At 63.7% G+C, this 22702-nt stretch carries 15 protein-coding genes and 1 tRNA gene; 10 read left to right on the top strand and 6 right to left on the bottom strand.

The window, feature by feature from the left end; translation table 11 throughout:
* Positions 1–44: 44 nt before the first annotated feature.
* The 6 genes from RVU70_RS11830 (at position 45) to RVU70_RS11805 (ending at position 8392) form a co-directional block, all read left to right on the top strand.
* The gene (locus tag RVU70_RS11830; RefSeq protein ID WP_363346477.1) at positions 45–1838 is read left to right on the top strand and encodes an acyl-CoA dehydrogenase C-terminal domain-containing protein; all 1794 of its coding nucleotides are present in this window, start codon (positions 45–47) and stop codon (positions 1836–1838) included.
* 151 nt (positions 1839–1989) lie between these two features.
* Positions 1990–3198, top strand: a complete 1209-nt coding sequence (locus RVU70_RS11825; protein ID WP_363346475.1) for an acetyl-CoA C-acetyltransferase — start codon at positions 1990–1992, stop codon at positions 3196–3198.
* A gap of 106 nt (positions 3199–3304) precedes the next feature.
* On the top strand, positions 3305–5512 hold the full coding sequence (locus RVU70_RS11820; protein WP_363351310.1) for a 3-hydroxyacyl-CoA dehydrogenase NAD-binding domain-containing protein: 2208 nt from the start codon (positions 3305–3307) through the stop codon (positions 5510–5512).
* Positions 5513–5699: 187 nt separating this feature from the next.
* Positions 5700–6524 (top strand): prolipoprotein diacylglyceryl transferase, encoded by an 825-nt coding sequence (gene lgt, locus RVU70_RS11815; protein ID WP_363346473.1) that lies wholly within the window; start codon positions 5700–5702, stop codon positions 6522–6524.
* Positions 6521–7600 carry a class I SAM-dependent methyltransferase gene (locus RVU70_RS11810; RefSeq protein ID WP_363346471.1) on the top strand — a complete coding sequence of 360 codons (1080 nt, stop codon included), beginning with the start codon at positions 6521–6523 and terminating at the stop codon, positions 7598–7600. Before lgt ends, RVU70_RS11810 begins: the two co-directional genes overlap by 4 nt.
* Before the next feature lie 12 nt (positions 7601–7612).
* Positions 7613–8392, top strand: a complete 780-nt coding sequence (locus RVU70_RS11805; RefSeq protein WP_363346469.1) for a polyphenol oxidase family protein — start codon at positions 7613–7615, stop codon at positions 8390–8392.
* 12 nt (positions 8393–8404) lie between these two features.
* Here the strand turns inward: RVU70_RS11805 and RVU70_RS11800 are convergent, their stop codons facing one another.
* Positions 8405–9433 (bottom strand): TonB family protein, encoded by a 1029-nt coding sequence (locus RVU70_RS11800; RefSeq protein WP_363346467.1) that lies wholly within the window; start codon positions 9431–9433, stop codon positions 8405–8407.
* A 230-nt stretch (positions 9434–9663) separates the two neighbouring features.
* Here RVU70_RS11800 and RVU70_RS11795 point away from each other — a divergent pair, with 230 nt between their 5' ends.
* Positions 9664–11325 (top strand): multicopper oxidase domain-containing protein, encoded by a 1662-nt coding sequence (locus RVU70_RS11795; RefSeq protein WP_363346465.1) that lies wholly within the window; start codon positions 9664–9666, stop codon positions 11323–11325.
* Positions 11326–11544: 219 nt separating this feature from the next.
* On the opposite strand, the gene RVU70_RS11790 is transcribed toward RVU70_RS11795, so the two are convergent.
* From RVU70_RS11790 to RVU70_RS11780, 3 genes are all read right to left on the bottom strand, one after another.
* Positions 11545–12438, bottom strand: a complete 894-nt coding sequence (locus tag RVU70_RS11790; RefSeq protein WP_363346463.1) for a Spy/CpxP family protein refolding chaperone — start codon at positions 12436–12438, stop codon at positions 11545–11547.
* 135 nt (positions 12439–12573) lie between these two features.
* Positions 12574–16128, bottom strand: a complete 3555-nt coding sequence (gene mfd, locus RVU70_RS11785) for a transcription-repair coupling factor (RefSeq protein ID WP_363346461.1) — start codon at positions 16126–16128, stop codon at positions 12574–12576.
* Entirely contained in the window at positions 16125–16397 is a 273-nt protein-coding gene (locus RVU70_RS11780; protein WP_363346459.1) for a succinate dehydrogenase assembly factor 2, read from the bottom strand. Before RVU70_RS11780 ends, mfd begins: the two co-directional genes overlap by 4 nt.
* A gap of 355 nt (positions 16398–16752) precedes the next feature.
* On the opposite strand from RVU70_RS11780, the gene RVU70_RS11775 reads away from it, so the two are divergent.
* A tRNA-Asp gene (locus RVU70_RS11775) sits at positions 16753–16829 on the top strand.
* 203 nt (positions 16830–17032) lie between these two features.
* On the opposite strand, the gene RVU70_RS11770 is transcribed toward RVU70_RS11775, so the two are convergent.
* A complete protein-coding gene (locus RVU70_RS11770) occupies positions 17033–18055 on the bottom strand; it encodes a class I SAM-dependent methyltransferase (RefSeq protein WP_363346457.1) in 1023 nt (340 codons plus the stop codon).
* Between RVU70_RS11770 and RVU70_RS11765 the strand changes: the two genes are divergently transcribed.
* Both RVU70_RS11765 and RVU70_RS11760 read left to right on the top strand, forming a co-directional pair.
* Positions 18048–18458 carry a hypothetical protein gene (locus tag RVU70_RS11765; protein ID WP_363351402.1) on the top strand — a complete coding sequence of 137 codons (411 nt, stop codon included), beginning with the start codon at positions 18048–18050 and terminating at the stop codon, positions 18456–18458. The genes RVU70_RS11770 and RVU70_RS11765 overlap by 8 nt on opposite strands.
* 351 nt (positions 18459–18809) lie before the next feature.
* Positions 18810–20060 carry an amidohydrolase family protein gene (locus RVU70_RS11760; protein WP_363346455.1) on the top strand — a complete coding sequence of 417 codons (1251 nt, stop codon included), beginning with the start codon at positions 18810–18812 and terminating at the stop codon, positions 20058–20060.
* Positions 20061–20086: 26 nt separating this feature from the next.
* Here the strand turns inward: RVU70_RS11760 and RVU70_RS11755 are convergent, their stop codons facing one another.
* Positions 20087–22579: a TonB-dependent receptor domain-containing protein gene (locus tag RVU70_RS11755; RefSeq protein ID WP_363346453.1), complete on the bottom strand. Its 2493-nt coding sequence runs from the start codon at positions 22577–22579 to the stop codon at positions 20087–20089.
* Between the last annotated feature and the right edge of the window lie 123 nt (positions 22580–22702).

Below are 22702 nucleotides of genomic sequence, written 5' to 3'. Positions count from 1 at the left end.
GCCGCGCACAGCGACTGGGAGTCGACCTTTGGCGGGAGAAATCGATGCCGAGCTATAGAGCGCCTGTTGACGACACGCTTTTTCTCCTCAACGACGTGCTGCAGTTTCAGCGTTTCGGCAATCTGAAAGGGTTCGCCGACGTCAGCCCCGACGTTCTCGCCCAGATTCTCGGCGAAGCCGGCAAGATTTGCGAAGAGATCCTCGCCCCGCTCAACCAATCCGGCGACGCCAATGGCTGCCGGCGCGACGCCGACGGCGGCGTGACGACGCCCGCCGGCTTCAAATCGGCCTTTCAGGCCTACGCCGAGGGCGGGTGGATCAGCCTGCCCGTGCCGGAGGAATATGGCGGTCAAGGCCTGCCCTTCACGTTGTCGACGCCGATGAGCGAATATGCGTCTGCGGCGAATATGGCGTTCGCCATGTATCCGGGCCTGACGCAGGGCGCGCTGGCCGCGCTGCTCACGCATGGTTCGGAAGAGCAGAAGCGGCTTTACGTTCCCAAAATGGCCGAAGGCCGCTGGACCGGCACCATGAATCTGACGGAGCCGCAGTGCGGCACCGATCTCGGCCTCTTAACCACCAAGGCGGTTCCGCGCGGCGACGGCTCCTATTTGATCACGGGACAGAAGATTTTCATCTCCGCCGGCGAACACGACCTTGCTGAAAACATCATCCATCTCGTGCTCGCGCGCATCGAGGGCGCGCCGGCGGGCGTGAAGGGGATATCGCTCTTTATCGTGCCGAAGATCTCCGTGAACGCCGACGGTTCGCTGGGCGCGCGCAACGGCGTCTCCTGCGGCTCCATCGAAGAGAAGATGGGCATTCACGGCAACTCGACCTGCGTGATGAATTACGACGGCGCGCAGGGCTTTCTCGTCGGCGAAGCCAATCGCGGCCTCAACGCGATGTTCGTGATGATGAACGAGGCGCGGCTCGGCGTCGCCATTCAGGGCCTCGCGCAGTCGGAAGTCGCCTATCAGAACGCCGTCGCCTATGCGAAGGAGCGCCTGCAGGGCCGCGCCCTGTCGGGGCCGAAGAATCCCGACAAGAAAGCCGATCCCATCATCGTGCACCCGGATATCCGCCGCATGCTCATGGAGATCAAGGCGTTCAACGAGGCGGCGCGCGGGTTGACGCTCGCCGCCGCGCTCGACAGCGACGTCGCGCATCGCTCGGAAGACGCCGCGGCGCGGCAGGCGGCGGAAGATCGGCTGAGCCTGATGACGCCGGTGCTGAAGGGCGTGTTGACGGATATCGGCTTCGACAATGCGGTGAAGGCGCAGCAGGTCTTCGGCGGCCATGGTTACATTCGCGAATGGGGCATGGAGCAGTTCGTGCGCGACGCGCGCATCGCCATGATCTACGAGGGCGCGAATGGCATTCAGGCGCTCGACCTCGTCGGCCGCAAATTGCCGCGCGAGGGCGGCCGCGCGATCATGGCCTTCTTCAGGGACGGCGCGGAACTGCTGCAGTCGCATGGCGACAAGGAGGCCATGAGGCCCTTCGTCGCGCCGACTCAGGCGGCGCTGAACGACTTGCAGAAAGCGAGCATGTGGCTCATGCAGAATGGGCTCGCCAAGCCCGACAACGCCGGCGCGGCGTCCTATGACTATATGCATCTCCTCGGCCGCGTCGCGATGGCGCTGATGTGGGTCAAGATCGCCGCCGTTGCGCTGGACAAGAAGGCGCGTGAGCCCGATCAGGCCGCACGCATGGACGCGAAGCTCGTCACCGCGCGCTTTTACATGGAGCGGATGCTGCCGGAGACGTCCCTGCGCCTCGCGCGCATTGGCGCCGGCGCCGACACGATGATGTCGCTTGCGCCGGAGATGTTTTGAGGTCGAGCGGCCCCTACCCGTCGCTCCTTTGGAGCGGCGCCCTCCCCGCAACAGGGAGGGAAGTTAGACATCGCCAGCCCCTCCCCTCCCATCGCGGGGAGGGCGGCCCGCCGATCGGGCCGGGCGGCGAACAAGAACGAGAGGAAACGTCATGCCCGAGGCTTATATTTACGACGCCGTCCGGACGCCGCGCGGGCGCGGCAAGCCGGATGGTTCGCTGCATGAAGTATCCTCGCTCGGCCTCGCCAATACGGCGCTGACGGCGATCAAGGCGCGCAACAATCTTCAAGGCCCGGAAGTCGACGACGTCATTCTCGGCTGCGTCGATCCCGTCGGCGAGGCGGGCGGCGACATCGCGCGCGCCGCCGCCATCGCTTCCGGCTACACGTACAAAGTCCCGGGCGTGCAGATCAACCGCTTCTGCGCCTCGGGCCTCGACTCGGTGAATTTCGCCGCCGCCGAAATCATGTCCGGCCAGCACGAGCTCGCGATCGGCGGCGGCGTCGAATCGATGAGCCGCGTCGGCATCGGCGCCTCGGGAGGCGCCTGGCCGGTCGATCCGACGATCGCCATCCCCTCCTATTTCATGCCGCAGGGCGTCTCCGCCGATCTCATCGCGACGAAATACGGTTTCTCGCGCGACGACGTCGACGCCTATGCCGTCGAGTCGCAAAAGCGCGCAGGAGTGGCGTGGCGGGAGGGCCGCTTCGCCAAATCCATCGTGCCGGTGACGGATGTGAATGACGTTACGCTGCTCGATTACGACGAGCATATGCGCCCCGACACCAATATGCAGGCGCTCGCGAGCCTGAAGCCGTCTTTCGCCTTCTACGCCGAACAGGGCGGCTTCGACGCCGTGGCGATCCAGGCCTATCCGGCGATCGAGAAGCTGAATTACGTCCATCACGCCGGCAATTCGTCGGGCATTGTCGACGGCGCGGCGGCGGTGCTCGTCGGCTCGAAAGAAGCGGGCGACAAGATCGGCGCCAAGCCCCGGGCGCGCATTCGCGCCTTCGCCAACATCGGCTCAGAGCCCGCGATCATGCTGACTGGCCCCGTCGACGTGACGCGCAAGGTGCTCGACCGCGCCGGCATGACGCTCGACGACATCGACCTTATCGAAGTCAACGAGGCGTTCGCCGCCGTCGTGCTGCGCTATCTGCAGGCCTTCGATCTCGATCCGGCGAAGGTCAATCCCAATGGCGGCGCCATCGCCATGGGCCACCCGCTCGGCGCAACCGGCGCGATGCTCGTCGGCGTGGCGCTCGACGAACTGGAGCGCACCGGCAAGTCCACCGCGCTGGTGACGCTTTGCATCGGCGCGGGCATGGGCACGGCGACGATTATCGAACGGGTGTGATGGAACATGCGCAGGCGGCAGTGCGAACAAAGCGCAGCCATCCAACGTCGCCCAGGAACATCGTCGCCTTCTAGAGTGACGAATGGATCGAATTGAGGACACTGAAATGACCCTCGCCAATTTCCGCTTCGAGACCGGCGCCGACGGCGTGGCGCTCCTCATCTGGGACATGCCCGGCCGCTCGATGAACGTCATCACGCCCGAGGTGATGAGCGAACTCGAACAGGTCGTCGACACGGTCGTCGCCGACGCTGCGATCAAGGGCTGCGTGATCGCCTCCGGCAAGAGCGCCTTTTCCGGCGGCGCCGATCTCTCCATGTTGCAGCAAGGCGCGGCCGAATATGCGAAAGCGCGCAAGGAGCAGGGCGAGGAAGCGGCGAACAAGCTGTTTTTCGAGACCTCTCGCAAACTCTCGAAGCTCTATCGCAAGTTAGAGACCTGCGGAAAGCCCTTCGCCGTCGCGATTCAGGGCGTCTGCCTGGGCGGCGCGTTCGAGCTGGCGCTCGCCTGCCATTATCGCGTGATGGCGGACGACGAGAAGACCAAGGTCGGCCTGCCGGAGATCAAGGTCGGACTCTTCCCCGGCGCCGGCGGCACGCAGCGCGTTTCGCGCATCATGCAGACCGGCGACGCGCTGCAATTCCTTTTCCGCGGCGACCAGCTCAAGCCGAAAGCGGCGCTCGGCGCCAAGCTCGTGCACGAAATTGCGCCGCGCGAAGAGATCGTGGCGCGCGCGCGGGCGTGGATCGCCAATGGCGGCAAGGCGCAGGCGCCGTGGGACGCCAAGGATTTCAAAAACCCCTCCGGCAAGGTCTTCTCGCCGACCGGCATGATGATCTGGCCGGCAGCCAACGCCATCTACCGCCGAGAGACCTACGATAATTATCCGGCCGCCAAAGCCATTCTGCATGCCGCCTATGAAGGGCTGCAATTGCCGATGGATCAGGCGCTCGACGTCGAGTCGCGCTGGTTTGCGCATATTCTGCGCTCGAAGGAAGCGGCGGCAATGATCCGCTCGCTGTTCCTGTCCAAAAACGAACTCGAGAAGGGCGCACATCGGCCTGCTGAGATTCCGCCAACGACGCTCAAAAAGATCGGCGTTCTCGGCGCAGGCTTCATGGGCGCGGGCGTCGCCTATGTCAGCGCGCTGAACGGGATCGAGGTCGTGCTGATCGACCGCGACCAGGAAAGCGCCGACAAGGGCAAGGCGACGATCGACAAGCTCATCTCCGGCTCAGTCGCCAAGGGGCGCGCCACGCAGGCGGATAAGGACGCGCTGATGGCGCGCGTGACGGCGACCGCGGATTACGCCGCGCTTGCGGGCAGCGACCTCATTCTGGAGGCGGTCTTCGAGGATCGCGCCGTGAAGGCGGAAGCGACCGCGCGGGCGCAAGCGGTCGTCGGCGGCGACGTCGTTTTCGCCTCCAACACCTCGACCCTGCCGATCAGCTCGCTCGCCGAGACCTCGATGAGTCCGGAGAACTTCGTCGGCATTCATTTCTTCTCGCCGGTCGAGAAGATGCTCCTCGTCGAAGTGATCATGGGCAAGGAGACGGGCGACCGGGCGCTGGCGGCCGCGCTCGACTTCATCCGCGTCATCAAGAAGACGCCGATCGTCGTGAACGATTCGCGCGGCTTCTATGCGAACCGCTGCGTGCTGAATTACGTGCGCGAAGGCCAGATCATGCTCATCGAGGGCGTGCCGCCGGCGATGATCGAAAATGTCGCGCGCATGGCCGGCATGCCGGTCGGGCCGCTCTCGCTCAACGACGAAGTGGCGCTCGATCTCGGCTGGAAAATCCTCAACGCCACCAAGAAAGATCTGGGCGACAAGGCCGTCGACCCGCGCCAGGAGCGCGTGCTGCGCTTCATGGTCGAGGAAAACGGCCGCTATGGGCGCAAGAACGGCAAGGGCTTTTACGACTACCAGCCCGACGGCAAAAAGAGCTTGTGGCCTGGGCTCTCGGCGCTCGCCCAGACCCATCTCGACCCCGACACGATCGATGTGACGGAATTGAAGCAGCGCTTCCTCGTCACGCAGGCGGTGGAGGCGGCGCGCACCCTCGCCGAGGGGGTCGTCACCGACCCGCGCGAAGCCGACGTCGGCTCCATCCTCGGATTTGGCTTCGCGCCCTTCACCGGCGGCACGCTCTCTTACATCGACGGCATGGGCGCGAAGGCCTTCGTCGCGCTCTGCGACGCGCTCGCCGCCCGCCATGGCCCGCGCTTCGAGCCGCCGCAACTGCTGCGCGACATGGCGGCCAAGGGCGAGACGTTTTACGGGCGATTCCTGCCGCAGAAGAAGGCGGCGTAACCCCTTCCCGGCTGGCCGTCTTTCGGGCGGTGACCGCGCGCGTTCCCTCTCCCCCTCGCCGGGGGAGGATAGGGAGGGGGCGCGCGCTCCACGCGGCCCGCCTCACAGGGCATGACATCCCCTTCAGCCGCCGCTAAAAGATTAACGCGGCGCGGGCCTGAGTCGCGCGCCCGTCCGGACCCTTTTGATGCCCTTTTTCGTCCTGCCCTTCCCCATCGTCGATCCGGTCGCGGTTCAGCTGGGACCGTTGCCGATCCGCTGGTATGCGCTGGCCTATGTCGGCGGCTTTGTTTGCGCCTGGATGGGCATGCGCCTGCTCGTCAGCGACGACGCGCTGTGGGCGCCGGGGCAGCCGCGGCCAAGTCAGGCGGGCATAGACGATCTCATCGTCAACACCGCGCTCGGCGTCATTATCGGCGGGCGGCTCGGCCATGTTCTGTTCTATGATCCAGCTTTCTACCTCTCTCACCCGCTCGAAATCTTTCAAACCTGGAAAGGCGGCATGGCCTTTCACGGCGGGCTGATCGGCGCCGTGATTGGCATGGCGCTCTTTGCGCGCAGCCATGGCGCGCCCTTCCTCACCGTCGCGGATATTTGTGCGGCGGTCTCCCCCATTGGCCTTTTCTTTGGTCGTCTCGCCAATTTCATCAAGCCGGAGATGTGGGGGCGCGAGACCGACGTTCCCTGGGCCATGGTTTTTCCGCCCGCGGGCGACGCCCCGCGCCATCCGAGCCAGCTTTATGAAGCCGGACTCGAAGGCCTCGCGCTGTTCGCGCTGCTGTGGCTGGTGGCCCGCGCCGGCGGCCTGAAGCAACCCGGACTTGTCACCGGCCTGTTCGGGATCGGCTATGGATTCGCCCGAATTTTCTGCGAATTCTTCCGCGAGCCGGACCCGGTGCAGGAGGCGCTGCCGCATGGCCTGACCATGGGCATGGTCCTCTCCCTGCCGCTCATCGTCGCCGGCGCGGCCATCGTCCTCTTTTCGCTGCGCCGTAGGAGCGCGCCCGCATGAATCCGTTGAAACAGGAGATTGCGGCGATGATCGCCCATGACGGGCCGATCTCGCTCGAACGCTACATGGGCCTCTGTCTCGGCCATCCGCGCTACGGCTATTACATGACCCGCGATCCCTTCGGAGCCGGCGGCGATTTCGTCACGGCGCCGGAAATCAGCCAGATGTTCGGCGAGCTTCTCGGCGTCTGGGCGAGCGAGGCCTGGCGCCTGTCGGGCGCGCCCAATCCCGCGCGGCTGATCGAACTGGGTCCTGGACGCGGCACGCTGATGTCCGACGTGCTGCGCGTCGCGCGCATCGCGCCCGACTTCCTCGACGCCATCACCGTCCATCTCGTGGAGATGAGCCCGGCGCTGCGCCGAATTCAGGAGCAGACGCTCGCCCGGGCGGCCAAGCCCGTGAGTTGGAGCGCCGACATCGCCGACACGCCGCCCGGCCCCGCGATCATTCTGGCCAATGAGTTCTTCGACGCGATGCCCGCGCGTCATTTCGTGCGGACCATCACCGGCTGGCGCGAGCGGCTTGTCGGGGTCGACGCCTCCGGCGACCTTGTTTTCGGACTGTCCGACCAGACCGAGCCCTCTCTCCGTATTCCCGCCCGCGAGGGGTCGATCATCGAAGTGAGCGCCGTCGCGCAGCGGATCATGGGCGAGATCGCGGCGCGGCTCGTGCGCGAGGGCGGCGCGATGCTCGTGATCGACTATGGTTATACCGAGACGTCGCTCGGCGACAGTCTTCAAGCCGTCGCGCGGCATGCGTATGTCGATCCGCTCGCCGAACCCGGCGAGGCGGATTTGACCGTCCATGTGGATTTCGCGGCGCTCGCCCGCGCCGCGCGCGCCGAGGGCGCCAAGGTGATGGGGCCGGTCACGCAATCGCATTTCCTGCTGCAACTCGGCATCGAGCGACGCGCTCAGTCGCTGATGAAGAAGGCGACGCCCGAACAGGCGCAGGGAATCGTCGACGCGCTCGACCGGCTGACAGGCACGAAGGAGCCCCGCCAGCATATGGGCGGCTTGTTCAAGGTCATGGCGGTGACGCACCCCGACATGCCAGACATGCCGGGCTTCATCTAGGGAGGATGCATCATGACGGCGCCGCCCGCGCTTCAGGCCGCCAACCTCGATCTGCCCGGCGTGCGCCACGCCTTCTTCACCCGCGAGGGCGGCGTCTCCGAGGGAGTCTATGGCTCGCTCAATGGCGGCGTCGGCTCGAAGGACGAGCCAGCCCGCGTGCAGGAGAACCGCGCCCGCATGGCGGCGCGCGTCGACGTGACGCCGGAACGGCTGCTGGTTCCGTTCCAGATTCACTCCGCAGACGCCCAGACCGTGCGCGAACCCTGGCCCGCCGAGGCGCGGCCGCGCTGTGACGGGCTCGTGACGCGCGAAGCGTCGCTGGCGCTCGGCGTCACCGGGGCCGATTGCGGCATGCTGCTGTTCGCCGACGCGCGGGCGGGGGTGATCGGGGCCTGCCACGCGGGCTGGAAAGGCGCCTTCACCGGCATGATCGAGGCGACCATCGCCGCCATGGAGGCGCAAGGCGCGCGGCGCGCCGATATCCACATTGCGCTCGGGCCGGCGATCGGCGCCGCGAGCTATGAAGTGGGACCGGAGTTTTCGGCGCGCTTTCTCGACGCGGATCGCGGCAATGCGCGCTTCTTTTCTCCGTCAGAGCGCGTGGGACATTCCTTCTTCGATCTGCAAGGCTTCATCGCGGCCCGCGTCGAACGGCTGGAGGTCGCCTCCTTCGAGGCGCTGGGCGTCGACACTTATGGCGACGAAGCCCGCTGCTTCAGCTACCGGCGCAGCGTCCATCGGCAGGAGCCCGACTACGGGCGGCTGGTTTCGGCGATCGCGCTGGCCGGTTGACGGCGAGGAGCGCTACTTCGTCGCGTAGGTGAACAGCATCGCATGCGGCAGGCCGCGCGGCGGCGCCGGGAAAGGCGCGGCGGCGCGGACGGCGGCGAGCGCGGCGGCGTCGAGGTCTGGCAGGCCGCTGGTCTTATAGACGGCCTGATGGGTCAGATTCCCCATCTCGTCGATGTAAAAAGCCACGACGCCCCGGCTCGACATCGGGATTTCGCGCACCCGCGCCGGAATCCGCATATGCGGCATGATGAGGCCGTAGAGGATCGACAGATAAGTGGTCTTCGCCTGGCCGCCGCCCACCGGCGAGGTCTTCGGCGGCGCGGCCAGTTTGAAATCGGGAAGCGGCGCGAGCGCCGCCACCTGATCGGCGATGGTGTTGGACTGGCCCTTCTTCGCCGCCTTCGTATCCTTCGTCACCGGCTTTTCCGTCGGCGTGGGCGTCTTTTCGGCGCGCTCGATGATCTCGGCGTCCGGCTTGTCCTCGATCGCCTTTTCCGGCGCGGGCTCGGGCGTCTTGTCGCCATCTGCCTCGTCGGTCGCGTCCTTCAGGCCCTCGGGCTTTTCGTCCTTGGGCGCGACCTTTTCCGTCTGCGGCTCGTTGCGCGGCGTCTTCGCCTCTTTCTGCTCTTCGGGCGAATCCTGTTCGCTCTTGGCCTTGCTCTCGAGCTTGGGCGCGTCGGTCGCCGGCTTCTCGTCCTCCACGGGCGGAGGCGGGGGCGGCGGCGGCTTCTGTTTTTCCTGCTCAGGCTGCGGCGGCTCCGGCGGCGGAGGCGGCTCCTCCTTCTTCTCCTCCGGCGGCGGCGGCGGTTCAGTGATCACTTCGACCGGGGTTTCCTCGACGGGCGGCGCAAATTCGGTGCGCCGATCCTCCCACAGCAGGAAGGCGACGATCGCAAGATGGAGGAGAAGGCAGAGAAGAATGAACGCCAGAAAGCGCGGACGCGGCGTCACGCCGCCGCGCAGGCGCGGATCGAACAGCCGTTCCATTGCGACAGCGGCGATCGCTGCGCCACGCGGCTTCTGTCTAACCGTTTCGTTCATCTCGCAGGAGAAACCCTTCACCCTGCCGCCGCCCGTACCTCAGCCGAAGGTGAAATCGTGGGGTCGAATGTGCCACAGCCCGCGCCATTCGCAAACCTTCTGGGGTTTTTTGCGGCGCGCGCCTGCGCCCATGCCGCCTTATGACGCAGGCGCCGGGGCCGCGAGAATGCTTATATTCAAGTCAGCTAATAAAAAAGAGCGGGCCACGCCCGCGAGAGGGAACGCACTGAATGGCCAAGAGCTTCGAGATCAACCGACGTATCTTCCTGTGGTCTGGAGCGGCGCTCGCGGCGTCGGCGACCAGTCTCGCGCAGACCCCGGCCCGACGTGCGCCGCGCGCCGCGAGCGAGACGTTCAAGCCCGATGTCGACATCGAACTCATCTGCCGCCGGGACCAGGTTCCGATTCTTCCCGGCAAACCCACCCAGGTCTGGCGCTATGCCGGCAATCTGCTCAACGGTCCCCCCCAGACGCTGACGCCGATGCCCGACAGCTACCTTGGGCCGCTGATGCGCTTTGTAAAAGGCCAGAGGGTGCGCCTCCGGCTGCGCAACGAGCTCCCGGAACAGACGATCACCCATTGGCACGGCCTGCACGTCCCGATGGAGGCTGACGGCCACCCCATGGCCGCGATCGAGCCCGGCGAGACTTATGTCTACGAATTCGACGTGCGCAATCGCGCGAGCCTCAATTTCTATCATCCCCATACGCATGAGACGACGGCGACGCAGGTCTATCACGGGCTTGCCGGCGGCCTCATTGTGGAGGACGAGGAAGAGCGCGCGCTCGGCCTACCCTCGGGCGCATATGAAATTCCCCTCGTCCTCCAGGACCGTTCCTTCGACGACAATAACCAGCTCGCCTATTGGGGCGGCATGCATCGCGACATGTTCGGCTTTTATGGCGAGCGAATTCTCGTCAACGGGCGGCCGGATTTTCGGCTGGAGGTCGACAGCCGCGCCTATCGGTTCCGAATTCTCAACGGCTCGAATGCGCGCATCTACAAGCTGCTCTGGGACGACGGAACGCCGCTGACCGTCATTGGCGTCGACGGCGGGCTCCTGGAGAAGCCGGAGCGGCGCCCTTATGTGATGCTCGCCCCCGCCGAGCGCGTCGATCTGTGGGTCGACTTCAGCGGACGCGCGGTGGGCTCCAAACTCGTCATGCGCAGCGGCGCATTCGAGGGGCTCGTGCCGCCCATGGCGCAGCGGATGATGGGAAGCGGCCTCTTCGTTGGCGACGAATACCCGCTGTTCACGGCGACTGTCGCGCGCGCGGTGAGCGACAGTCCCAAACTGCCCGAGAAGCTCTCGACGATCCGGCGCTATCGGCCCGACGACATCGCCAATCGCGACACGCCCCGGCCGATCGAATTATCCATGGGCCATATGGCCGTCATGCTGAATGGCCGCGTCTATGGGCATGACGACGTCATGGATATCGAGCGCATCCCCGTTGATACGGTGCAGCTCTTCGAAATTTACCACGCGCAGGGCGGCGGCATGGGCATGGGCATGGGAATGGGAATGGGAATGGGAATGGGCGGCAGGGGCATGGGCGGCATGGGGATGCGCCGCATGGGAATGGGCGGCGGCATGATGGGCGGCGGCATGGGGATGATGGGCATGATGAATATGGCCCATCCCATACATCTGCACGGCCAGCCCTTCGAGATTTTGAGCCGCAGCTATGAGGGCGATGACCCCGAAGCCTATGCGACGATCCGCGAGGGCCTCATCGACAGCGGACTGAAAGATACGGTGCTCGTCGCGCATGGCGAGACGATCCGCATCGCCAAGCCTTTCAGCGATTTCAAAGGCCGCTTCATGTATCACTGCCACAACCTCGAACATGAGGACATGGGCATGATGCGGGAGTTTTCAGTGGAGTAAGAACGCGAGTAAGAGCCCGGAAATCAGCAATTGTTCTGAGCTTAAGGGGCCTCGTCCTTCGAGACGCGCGCGTTGCGCGCTCCTCAGGATGAGGCCCTATGTTACTTTTGCAAAAGGAGAAGCCCCTCATGCTGAGGAGCCTGCGAAGCAGGCGTCTCGAAGCACGAGGGGCGTTGTCGGCGGCTTATTTATCTCGGCGCGTCGACATTGGTTTTTAACTCAGTGCTGCATGCCGCCGCCGCTGCCGCCGCCATGGCTCATGCCGCCCATCATGCCGCCCATTCCACCCATCATGCCGCCCATGCCGCCGCCCATCATCGACATGCCGACCTTCATCATGCTGGTCATGGTCTCGCTGGCGATTTTCTTCTGCTCGTCCGAGAGCGTGGTGAAGAGCGGCTCGATCGCGGCTTTCTGCGCGCGCACGATGTCGAGATGGTCGGCCATATGGTTTTCCATCTTGTCGAGCTTTTGCAGCACCGCCGGCCTGGACGAGTCGGGACGGTCGTCGGTCGCTGCGCATTTGGCCTTGGCCTTCTGCGCCACGGCGCGCCAAGCGTCGGCAAAATTGCTCCAGGCCGTCGTCTGCTGGTCGGTGAGCTTCAACTCGGCCTTCAGATAGGCGAGCCGGCCTTCGAGATGTTCGGTGAAGCCGCACATCATGTGCTGCATCATGCCGCCCATTCCGCCCATGCCGCCCCCCGAGCCGCCATGATCCATCCCGCCGGAGCCGCCGCCGTGGCTCATGCCGCCCATCATGCCCCCCATGCCGCCGCCCGAGCCGCCGTGATCCATGCCGCCTGAACCGCCGCCATGGCTCATGCCGCCGCCCATCATGCCGCCCATGCCGCCCATCATGCCACCGCCGGCGCCCCCGCCGTGATGGCCCGCGTGTTCGTCAGCCTTGGGCGCCTCTCCGCTCGTTGCGGGGGGCGTCGCCTGCGCCTTGCCGGGATCCGCCCATTGCGTCGCCCCGGCGCCATGCGCGGAATGATCCATCGCGCCGTGGTCCATCTTGCTGTGGTCCACATCTTCCGCGCGGGCCGAAATGAGACCCAGCGCCAGCGCCAGCGCCGCAAAGCTCGTCGTCACAGAAAAGGCCCGACCGGTCATGCTCCCTCCAATATTTTGTTGTCGCTGCGACAGCCGTCGCGCGGCGTTTGCAAGGCAAAGTGTAGCAGACTAGAAGGCGAAAACACCAAGCCAATTGTCGCGCCTCGCTTTCGCAAGCCCGGCGTGGCCAATTGTTTACGAAGCTTTTTGCTCGGCTATATCGACTAGCGCCCGCAGAATGCGGCGCGTGCCAGCGAGGCGCTGCTTCATTGTCTCGAATTCGCGGATGAAGACGATGCGCATGTCGGGGCGAACCTTCGCCTGTGTCCCCTGCTCCGCGACATAGCGCACCAGCGCGGCCGGATTGGCGAATTGATTGTCGCGGAAAGATATGATGACGCCCTTGGGTCCGGCGTCGACCTTTTCGACATGAGCGCGGCGACACATGGCCTTGATGGCGACGATTTCGAAGAGCTGCTCCACTTCCGGCGGAATCGGGCCGAAGCGATCGATCATCTCGGCGGCGAAAGACTCGATGTCCTGATCGGTTTCGAGGGTAGACAGGCGCCGATAAAGCTGCAGACGCAGCGTCAGATCGGGAACGTAGTCTTCGGGAATGGTGACCGGCGCGCCGATCGCAATCGTCGGCGACCAGACTTCCTCTTCGGGCTCTTCGACGCCGGCCTTCAGCATGGCGATCGCATCGCCGAGCATCTGCTGATATAGTTCGTAGCCGACTTCCTTGATATGGCCGGATTGCTCCTCGCCGAGCAGATTGCCGGCGCCGCGGATGTCGAGATCGTGGCTCGCCAGCTGGAAGCCCGCGCCGAGCGTATCGAGCGTTTGCAGCACCTCGAGGCGCTTTTGCGCCTGGGGCGTAATCGTGCGGTTCGCGGGCGTGGTGAAGAGCGCATAGGCGCGCGTCTTCGAACGTCCGACGCGGCCACGCAGTTGATAAAGCTGCGCAAGGCCGAACATGTCCGCGCGCCAGACGATGAGCGTATTGGCGGTCGGAATGTCGAGACCCGATTCGACGATCGTCGTGGAGAGCAGAATGTCGAATTTGCCGTCGTAGAAGGCCGACATTTTGTCTTCGAGCTCGCTCGCCGACATCTGGCCATGGGCGACGACATATTTCGACTCGGGCACATTCTCGCGCAGGAAGGCCGCCGCCTCTTCGAGATCCTCGATGCGGGGGCAGACGAAGAAGGCCTGTCCGCCGCGATAGCGCTCGCGCAACAATGCCTCGCGGACGATCAAAGGATCGAAGGGCGAGATGAAGCTGCGCACCGCGAGGCGATCGACCGGCGGCGTTGTGATGAGCGAGAGCTCGCGCACGCCGGTCATGGCGAGCTGCAGCGTGCGAGGGATTGGCGTCGCCGAGAGCGTCAGCACATGCACTTCGGCGCGCAGCTCCTTCAGGCGCTCCTTGTGCGCGACGCCGAAATGCTGCTCCTCGTCGATGATGACGAGGCCGAGATCGCTGAAATTGACGCCCTTGCCCAGGACCGCATGCGTGCCGATGAGAATCTCGATTTTGCCTTCGGCAAGCTCACGCTTGGTCTCGCGCGCCTCGGCGGCGCCCACCATGCGCGACAGCCGGCCGATCTTGATGGGCAGGCCCACGAAACGCGCGCAAAAGGTTCGGTAATGCTGGCGCGCGAGCAACGTCGTCGGCGCGACGACGGCGACCTGCCTGCCGTTGATCGCCGAGCAGAAGGCGGCGCGCAGTGCGACTTCCGTCTTGCCGAAGCCGACGTCGCCGCAAACCAGCCGATCCATCGGGCGGCCGGCGGACAAATCGTCGAGCACCGCGTCGATCGCCGCGAGCTGGTCCTCGGTCTCGTCGTAGGGGAAACGCGCGCAGAATTCGTCGTAAAGGCCTTCCGGCGGAACGAGCTTGGGCGCCTGCCGAAGCTGGCGCTGCGCCGCAATCGCGATGAGGCCTTTGGCCATTTCGCGGATGCGGTTCTTCATCCGCGCCTTGCGCGTCTGCCAGCCGACGCCGCCTAACTTGTCGAGCTGCGCCTCGGCGTCCTCGCCGCCGTAGCGGGTGAGAAGCTCGATGTTCTCGACCGGCAGATAAAGCTTGTCGCCGCCGGCGTAATGCAGCTCGAGACAGTCATGCGGCGCGCCGGCGGCGGCGATCGTCTCGAGCCCGACGAAGCGGCCGATGCCGTGGTCGACGTGAACCACGAGATCGCCTGCCGTGAGCGCCGCGACTTCGCCGAGCAGATTCTCGGTCGCCTTGCGCTTGCGGCGGCGGCGCACCAGACGGTCGCCCAGAATGTCCTGTTCGCCGACCAAGGCGTAATGGTCGGTCTCGAAGCCATGTTCGACGCCGAGCACGGCGAGCGCGAGCCCGCCCAGGCCCTTGTCCGCGCCCTGCCCCAGCGCGGCCGGAAGCGAAGCGACGGGGCGTAGGTCGCGCAGGCCGTGTTCCTGCAGCACATGGCCGAGACGTTCGCAGGAGCCGTCGGACCAGCCCGCGACAATCACGGTCTTGCCGGCGCCGCGCAGCGCCTGCACGTGATCCGCCGCCGCTTGAAACACATTGACCTCTGGCTCATTACGCTCCGGCGCGAAGTCGCGGCCGGGCGCGACGCCGCAATCGATGGCGTCGGCGCTCTCCGAGGCGAAAGGCGAGAAATGCGCCGCGCCGCGCGCCGAAAGGGCGTCCCGCCATTCCTCGCCCGTGAGATAAAGCGCGCCGGGCTCGAGGGGTTTGTAGCTGGAATTCGCCGGATCGAGGTCGTTGGCTTCCTTGCGCGCGTCGTAATAATCCGCGATCTGCTTCAAGCGCTCGCCCGCCGACTCCTCGACGAGCGCGTCGAACATCAGCGGCGCGTCGCCGAGATAATCGAAGAGCGTATCCATCCGATCGTAGAAGAGCGGCAGCCAATGCTCCATGCCGTGATAGCGCCGGCCTTCGCTCACCGCCTCGTAGAGCGCGTCGCCCCGCGTCTGTCCCCCGAAGCGCGCCGCGTAATTTTGACGGAAGCGGCGCATCGTGTCGCTCGTGAGCCGCAATTCGCTCATCGGCGTGAGGTCGAGCGCGCGAAGCTGGCCCGTGGCGCGCTGAGTCTCGGGATCGAAGCTGCGGATCGATTCAAGCGTATCGCCGAAGAAGTCGAGACGGATCGGGGCCGGCAGGCCGGGCGGAAAAAGATCGATCAGACCGCCGCGCTGGGCGTATTCGCCGGTTTCGCGCACGGTGCTGGCGCGCAAAAAGCCATTGGCCTCCAGCCAGTGGGCCAATTCGTCGAGCTTAACCACATTGCCGGGCGCCGCCGAAAAGCTTTCCGCGGCGATCATCTTCCTCGGCGGGACGCGTTGCAGCAGGCAATCCGCCGTGGCCGTCACGATGCGCGGGCGCTCGGCCGAGGAGCTGGCGCGGGCGAGTCGGGACAGCGCCGTCATGCGGCGCGCGACAATGCCGGCGTGGGGCGAGACGCGGTCGTAGGGCTGGCAGTCCCAGCCCGGGACGTCGAGGACCTCGACCTCGGGATTGGCGAAGCGCAGCGCTTCGCGGAAGGCGGCCGAGCGGGCGGCGTCGCGCGCGACATGGACGAAGACGGCTGGGCGCCCCTCCGCCTCGCGCGCCAGCGCCCGGGCGAGATCGGCGCAGAGAAAGGCGTCGAACCCCTCCGGCGCGCGGGAGAACAGCAGCCGCTCGCCCCCGGCGAGGCGCGCGCGCGCCGTCTCGAGCGCGCCGGCCGCGCCTTTCGTCTTCGCTGCCGCCTTGTTCAATGGATGGGTCCGTCGTGGGTGTGGAAGGCGATAATGGCTCTAAGTAGGGCCGTGTCCCGCTCGGGCGGCGGCGGCGCGCCGCCGGCGAGCCAGCTCAAGAGCTCGGCGTCGGGCAGATCGAGCAGCGCCTCCAGTTCGACGAGTTCCGGCTCCGCCAGCGCGTCGACTCGGGCGTCGACGAAGCCGCCCATCAAAATGTCGAGTTCGCGCATGCCGCGCCGCCAGGCGCGAACCCTGATGCGCCGGCGGCGGATGTCGAGATCGTCCAAGCGACACAGCCTTTCACGGGTTGAGCGGCCTGAAAGGCCTTGGATGGTCCCGGAGCCCCGCCCTGCGTCTGGACCCGAAACGCGTTCCTTGTCTTATGTCGCGGTCGGAGAGCGTTCAACTTTTTTGGCTTCCGGCCGGTTCGCGCGGCCTGTCCGATGGCCCGCTCCGAAGGGACGGCGCGCACGCCCGGGCGAGTCGGGCGCCCGGCCTTTCCCACGATTTTCAGCATGGCCGGGCTCCTGGCGGTTGACCTGCCCGCGCGTTCACGACCCCCGCCGCATCCGAGTCGAACCGCCTTGACATTGGTCTGCGGCTGCCCTATCCCGCAGTCCTCGCGCGAACAACGCGCCGCGCGGGGGAGTAGCTCAGTTGGTTAGAGCGCCGGCCTGTCACGCCGGAGGTCGCGGGTTCGAGCCCCGTCTCTCTCGCCATAGAAATCAAGCGCGTCCCGTCTGATAATGTCCCAGAGCCGGAGCGGCCCGGCTGAACGTCGGAATTTGTTGCGCACTCGCGCGCCCATTTCCCCGCTCTTCGGGGATCCTCTCGCGCTCTGACGGCTCGGCCGGCGTGTTTCCATCCGACCCGACATCCAAGCCGAACCTTTTATGCGTTCGGCTGATTCACTCGTTCCCGTTCACGAAACAGGTTTCTCCAAAACAATTCTATGCAGCTTGGCTTCTTCCAGCTGAAAAAACAGCCATGAAACCGGGAAGAAGATCATATAGCGGTTATACGTTCGCAGATCGACCAACTTCAGCGCTTCTTCTTGTTTTCCAGTAAGCCTTTCGTACCACGCTCTCAGGGTGGGTCTATAATCATGAATTGAGTCGCGTCTCACCGTGAAACCGGCCTTCTCTGCGGCTTTGACATGGACGTCGTGCATAACAAGGAGAGATCCTGGAAAAAATAGCTGTGACGCCACCATTGCGCTGGGGTATGGCTCGAGCTCCAGCGAGAAGAATTGATGCACCGAGAGACCTCCTGGCCTAAGAGCGTCATAAATCTTCTGATACAAGCCCTCCAGCTCGTCAGGCTTTACATGTTCAATAGCGCCGATCGAGTAGATTCGGTCGTAAGGCGCACCTTCAAATGGATCTGTAACAAAATCCGACAAAGACGCATCAAGGCCGAGCGTGTCCTTGACGTAACTCAGCTGTTCCTTGGATAGCGTGACGCCCTTCAAGTGGCCTCGATGCCCACGGTCGCGCAAGAATTTGAGCATCGAGCCCCAACCACACCCCAGCTCCAGAATTTTTTCGTCTCCTTCCAGATCGAGAAGTGAGCGAATATGTTCAGCTTTTCTCTCTTGGGCCTTCTCTAGCGTATCTTCACCGTTTTGAAATTCGGCGCAGGTGTAGAACCTGTATTTCTTATCGAGGAATAAAGCGTAAAAATCATTCGAAACATCGTAATGCGCTTCGATTCCTGATGCATGGTCCGCCTTAAGCATCGACGTTAGATATTTCTCTCGTGTGGATTTCAGTGGATAGGAACGAGCGAACCGAAGCCCGACCGGCGACTGTTTCGTCCAAAAATTCCAGTTGGCTTCTCCTCCCAATGGAGCGGCAGAGTCGATCGAATAGGCAATTTGCGCGTAAATCGGTCCGCGAGCTGCGAGATTCCCTGCGAACCGGGACAATCGTTGCAGATTGATCATTGATTTTCCTCTTCTCTTCAAACGATCTTTGTTTCCTGCCACGATATTCATCAAAAATAGTTTTTGCATGACGTTCGATGAGCCGACGCTGGCGTTGCAATATTTTCAATCACGGTGCAATCCCCAGCAAAGCAAGACTCAGCTGCACCAGCCGCAACCACATTCGCAATATGGATACAACGATTGCATCAAAAGACCATTTTGCAAATACCCTGAGAAGACAATATTTCGCTGTTCTCTTGACCGTCAGTATATTGCAATCGTTCAACAGCGACGATCTCTGCATCAAATCGAGCAGAAGCAAACGGCCGATGAGCCACGTCGTCTCGATATTGCGAGCGCCCTCGCGCAGGAGCCGCCGGCTGGACTGCACACCGTTCAGGCAGTCGTAGATGCCGAATGACAGCTCGGGAGGGAGGGGTCTCATCGGCATCAGTAGCCCAGTCGTCCGGATGGTCGAGGCGGCGGCGAACAAGACGCTGCGGCGTGTTGCTTCGCTCTTCTTTCGCTTCTATTCCTCGACGTCGAGATGGGCCCCGAATGGGGCAAGCGGCGGTTTGGATCTTGAAAAGAAGCCCGAATGCACTCAAGGCGGAGTTAGAGCGGCTCGCCTTGCTAAAACAGTGGTGGCGCATGGCCGTCTCCGGCCTGTCGCGCCGGTCGCCGCTTCTATCTCATCTCTCTCGCCATCAGCGAGCCCCGACACGCCGACGTCATTGCACCGCCGGTTTCAAACCCTGAAAGTAAGCGAAGGATGTTCACTTCCAAGAAGCATCAGCATGGCCGCTCGAGCATCAAAGCTCGCCTCTGCTCCCTACTCGCCTTTGCTGCCTTGATCGGCGCCTCCATTCCGGCTCGCGCGGAAGATCAAACGCAGGTCGGCGAACGAATTTTGGTTGTGGGGCGTAGATTGTTCGACGGAGTCGACTTTCAGTCCGAAAAAGCGATTCTGATCGAGGGTCCCGTCATTGTCGATGTCGGCCCCCGCGAAGTTCTCAAAGAGCGCGCGAGCAGGATTATCGATCTCGGCGATGCGACAATCCTGCCGGGGTTCATCGAGCTCCACGGCCATTCCCTCGTCCGAAACCTGCCGCAGGAGGTCATACTCCGGCATGGGATCACAACCTTGCGGGACGTTGGCGGACCGCTCTCGCCGCCTACGGGCGGAATAGGCAGACTTCGAGTCCTGACAGCCGGCCCGATCATCACGGTTCAACAGGGCTATCCGCTCTCCGTGTTCGGGAAGGGCTATCTTGCCGAGACCGTTCAGACGGCTGAGGACGCGAAAGCGCTCGTTCGAAAGCTCGTCCAAGGAGGCGCCGCGGTGATTAAAGTCGCGCTGGAGCCAGGAGGTGAGCCTGGCGCGCCTTGGAGTCACGAACATGATGGAGCCGTCCCGCCTCCCTGGCCCATCGCGTCCGTCGACATCATTGCCGCCGTTGTCGAGGAGGCGCACCGACTCCACAGGATCGTCACGGCTCATGTCAGCGAAAATAAAGGCGCGTCTATTGCACTCGCGGCCGGCGTGGACGAATGGGCGCATGTGCCCTGCTCAGAGCTCGATGAGGCGCTTGTTCAGCAGGCGGTAAAGCAGAAAGTGAAGATCGTCACGACTCTCGACACGCTGTCCTCGTGCCAGGGCGCGTTCGCCAACGCCCGCGAGCTCGCAAAAGCCGGCGCGTCTTTCCTTTACGGCGCCGAAATCGCGCATCTGGAAATTCCCTGGGGCATCGACGCCCGGGAACTGCAGCTCATGCGACATATGGCCGGAATGTCCGATGTGGAGATATTGAGGTCCGCCACCTCGGAAGCCGGGAAGGAACTGGGCCTGGCGCCGCTTGGCGCCTTGCGCGCGGGGGCGCCAGCCGATCTCATTGCAGTCAAGGGCGACCCCCGGACGAATTTCAAAGTCCTGGAATATCCCGATCTCGTCATTTCCGGCGGAAAGACAGTCGTCGACAATTTTGCCAGCCCTCGGTCGCCTGCGGATTTGCCGCCGCCTTGAGCGGCGGCGGCTTTGTCTCCCATAACCTAAAAGCGGTATTTCAGGCCTGAATAGATCGACGCGCCATTCCCCGGATAAAAGGCCTGCGGATTTCCGGCGGGAAAAGCGTTGTCGACCGGCCTCTGGGCGTTCGCCACGCTGATGACGTCGCTGACGTAGTGAACATTGCCGAGATTTCGCGCATCGACATAGACCTCCAGACCGTTGGGGGTCTTTATGCCCGCCTGTAGGCCAATCAACGCATAGCCTGGCGCCCGCAGCGTATTGGCGTAATCGACATATGCCCCCGTGGGAACCCAATCCACCTGCGGCCCGATGTAAAATCCATCGTTGGAGTTATAGCTCACGATGGTGCGCAAGACGTTACGCGGAATCGCCGGGAGCCAGTTGCCGCCATAGACCCTGTCTCCAACGAAGGAGAAGAGATTGAGATCCCAGATCTGGGAGATCTTGACATAGTCGCCGGCGTCCGGTCCTCGCAGATTGCGGAGGACCTCTACGCCGCCGCCCAGCTCGACGCCCTGATGAACGGTGTTGGGCGCGTTGAGGGTGGTCGAGAAAACGCCGGACGCGGGATCGACGTTGAACTTCAACAGTTCGTCCCAAATACGGGAATAGTAGTAAGTGATATCCCAGGTGAAGCGGTCCCATTTGCCGCGCGAGCCGACTTCCCAGGTCCAGGCCTTTTGCGCCTTGAGCGGGTTCATCTGGTAGCCGAATGTCCCGTTCGGATTTGCGATCCACGGCGGCCGGGGCGGGAAGATCGTTTGAGTGAGGTCGATCAGGTCAGGCACGTCCCTGGCGAAGGTCAGATCGGTAAAGGCCTGGATATCGGGCGCGGCCTCGAGCATCAGGCCGACCTTCGGCATCACGCCATGATACGTGCGCGACGCGTTGCCCGGTATCGGCTCGAACGGGATGCCGCCCAGCGCCGCCGAACTTCTGCGGTCGCTCATATATTTGAGCCCGACCATGCCGACGAGGTTCGGCAGGATATGAAAGCGATCTTCAAAATAAGCCTCGGCGTTGAACGCCCCGAAGACGTTGTTACGCAGCTGCGGATTTTGGCCGACGTTTACAAATCCCGGACAGACCTGATTCCCTGACGGGAACTGGAATGCGCCCGGAATACACGTGTTCAAGACGCCAAGTTGCGACAGGGCGTTCCAGGAAAAAGGCGGAAAACCCAATTGATAGGGGGTGAAGCCCGGCGGGCCGAAGAGATTGGCGACGCCGCTTGGGCCAAGCGGATTCGCCATAACGCCGTTGATATTCGTCCACCATTTGTCCGTGCCGCTCTCGCCCCAGAATCGGGCGCCGGCGATCAGTTCGTTCTTGTGGCCCAGAATGTCGTGCGTCGAGGTGAATCTCGGCGTCACGCCCCAGTTGTCGGTATTTTGCTGAAGCACCACGAAAATGGGGTGATAGAGATACTGTCCGACGTACCAGCTGTTGACGTCGAGTCGGCCGAAGTCGAAATCGAAAGTGGTCTTGTTGGCGATTCGATAGTTTTGCTGATAGCGGCCTTGATTACCGGAAAAGCCGCCTTGCCATGGGCTGGCGATGAAGGGCGGCAGGCTCGTCCAGGGCGCTGTGAGAGTCTGGTTGAGATCGAGCGTTCCCGGAATCTGCTGGCTCGTGTCATACACACCGAAATAAAAGCGCGTTTCGATCCTGTTTCCGAACCGGTAGCCGACATTGCCGTTTACATGAAGGTAATTCGAGCTCGAGTGACCGCGAAATCCAGTCGAATGGCTGTACGACCCGTTCAAGAGAACGTCGAAGTCGCCAAAAATGCGCGACGCCTGAGCTTGGCCGCGTATCGTATCGAAGCTGCCGCCTTCGACATTCAGATAATTCGGCGAAATCGCCGTGTAGGCGGTTGGCGATATGAAATTGATCGCGCCGCCCAATGTCGAAGATCCATAGGTGAGGCCGTTGCCGCCCTTGTAGATTTCGATTGCACGGTAATAGTGCGGATCGATGGAATAAGTATCGCCGCCGCCGTCGGCGAAAGTCATCGGAATGCCGTCCTGCAGAAGCTCCAGCCCGCGCATATGGAAGTCGCGCGTGAGATTCGAGCCGCGGATCGACAGGCGAAGCTCTTGCCCATAGCGCGACTCGGCGAAAACGCCGGGAGCGTCCTTCAGAGCGTCGCGCAGATCGGAGATGTAGCGCGTCTGCTGTTCCGGGGTATTTGCGTCGATAAAGCCGATCGAGCCGACGTTGCGTCGCAGCTCTGCACGCACTTTCGGGATCGAAGGCGCGACAAGGGAGCCGCCGCCTCTCGTGAAAAGCGGCGCGCCTTCCAGATTGGAGCCCGGCAGTCCGGAGCCCGGTTCCGCCGTGACGCTGGGCGTGGAGGCGGGCGCGTCTCCGGGGCGAGGCGATCGACCGGCCCTCTGTTTCTGTTTTCCAATCTCGATCGTCGGAAGGGTCTCTTGGGCGTCGGCGTGAGACGCTTGGGCAAGGACAAGGGCGATGACGGAGGCGCCGAGCGCCAGGCGATTACGGGGCATCTCATGTTCCAGTGCGAAAAGAATGGACGCGCGCCAAGGCTCGTTCGAGCTACCGGGCCGAATTCGAGCGGGCTCGCAAGAGTCCTGCTGCACAATCAGCGCTCGACCGATGCATCAGCTATT

It is taken from the genome of Methylocystis echinoides, assembly GCF_040687965.1.
In the GTDB taxonomy this organism is placed as follows: Bacteria; Pseudomonadota; Alphaproteobacteria; order Rhizobiales; family Beijerinckiaceae; genus Methylocystis; species Methylocystis echinoides_A.
The sequence above is the reverse complement of the archived record's forward strand: the minus strand, read 5'-3'. Positions and strand labels throughout refer to the sequence as shown.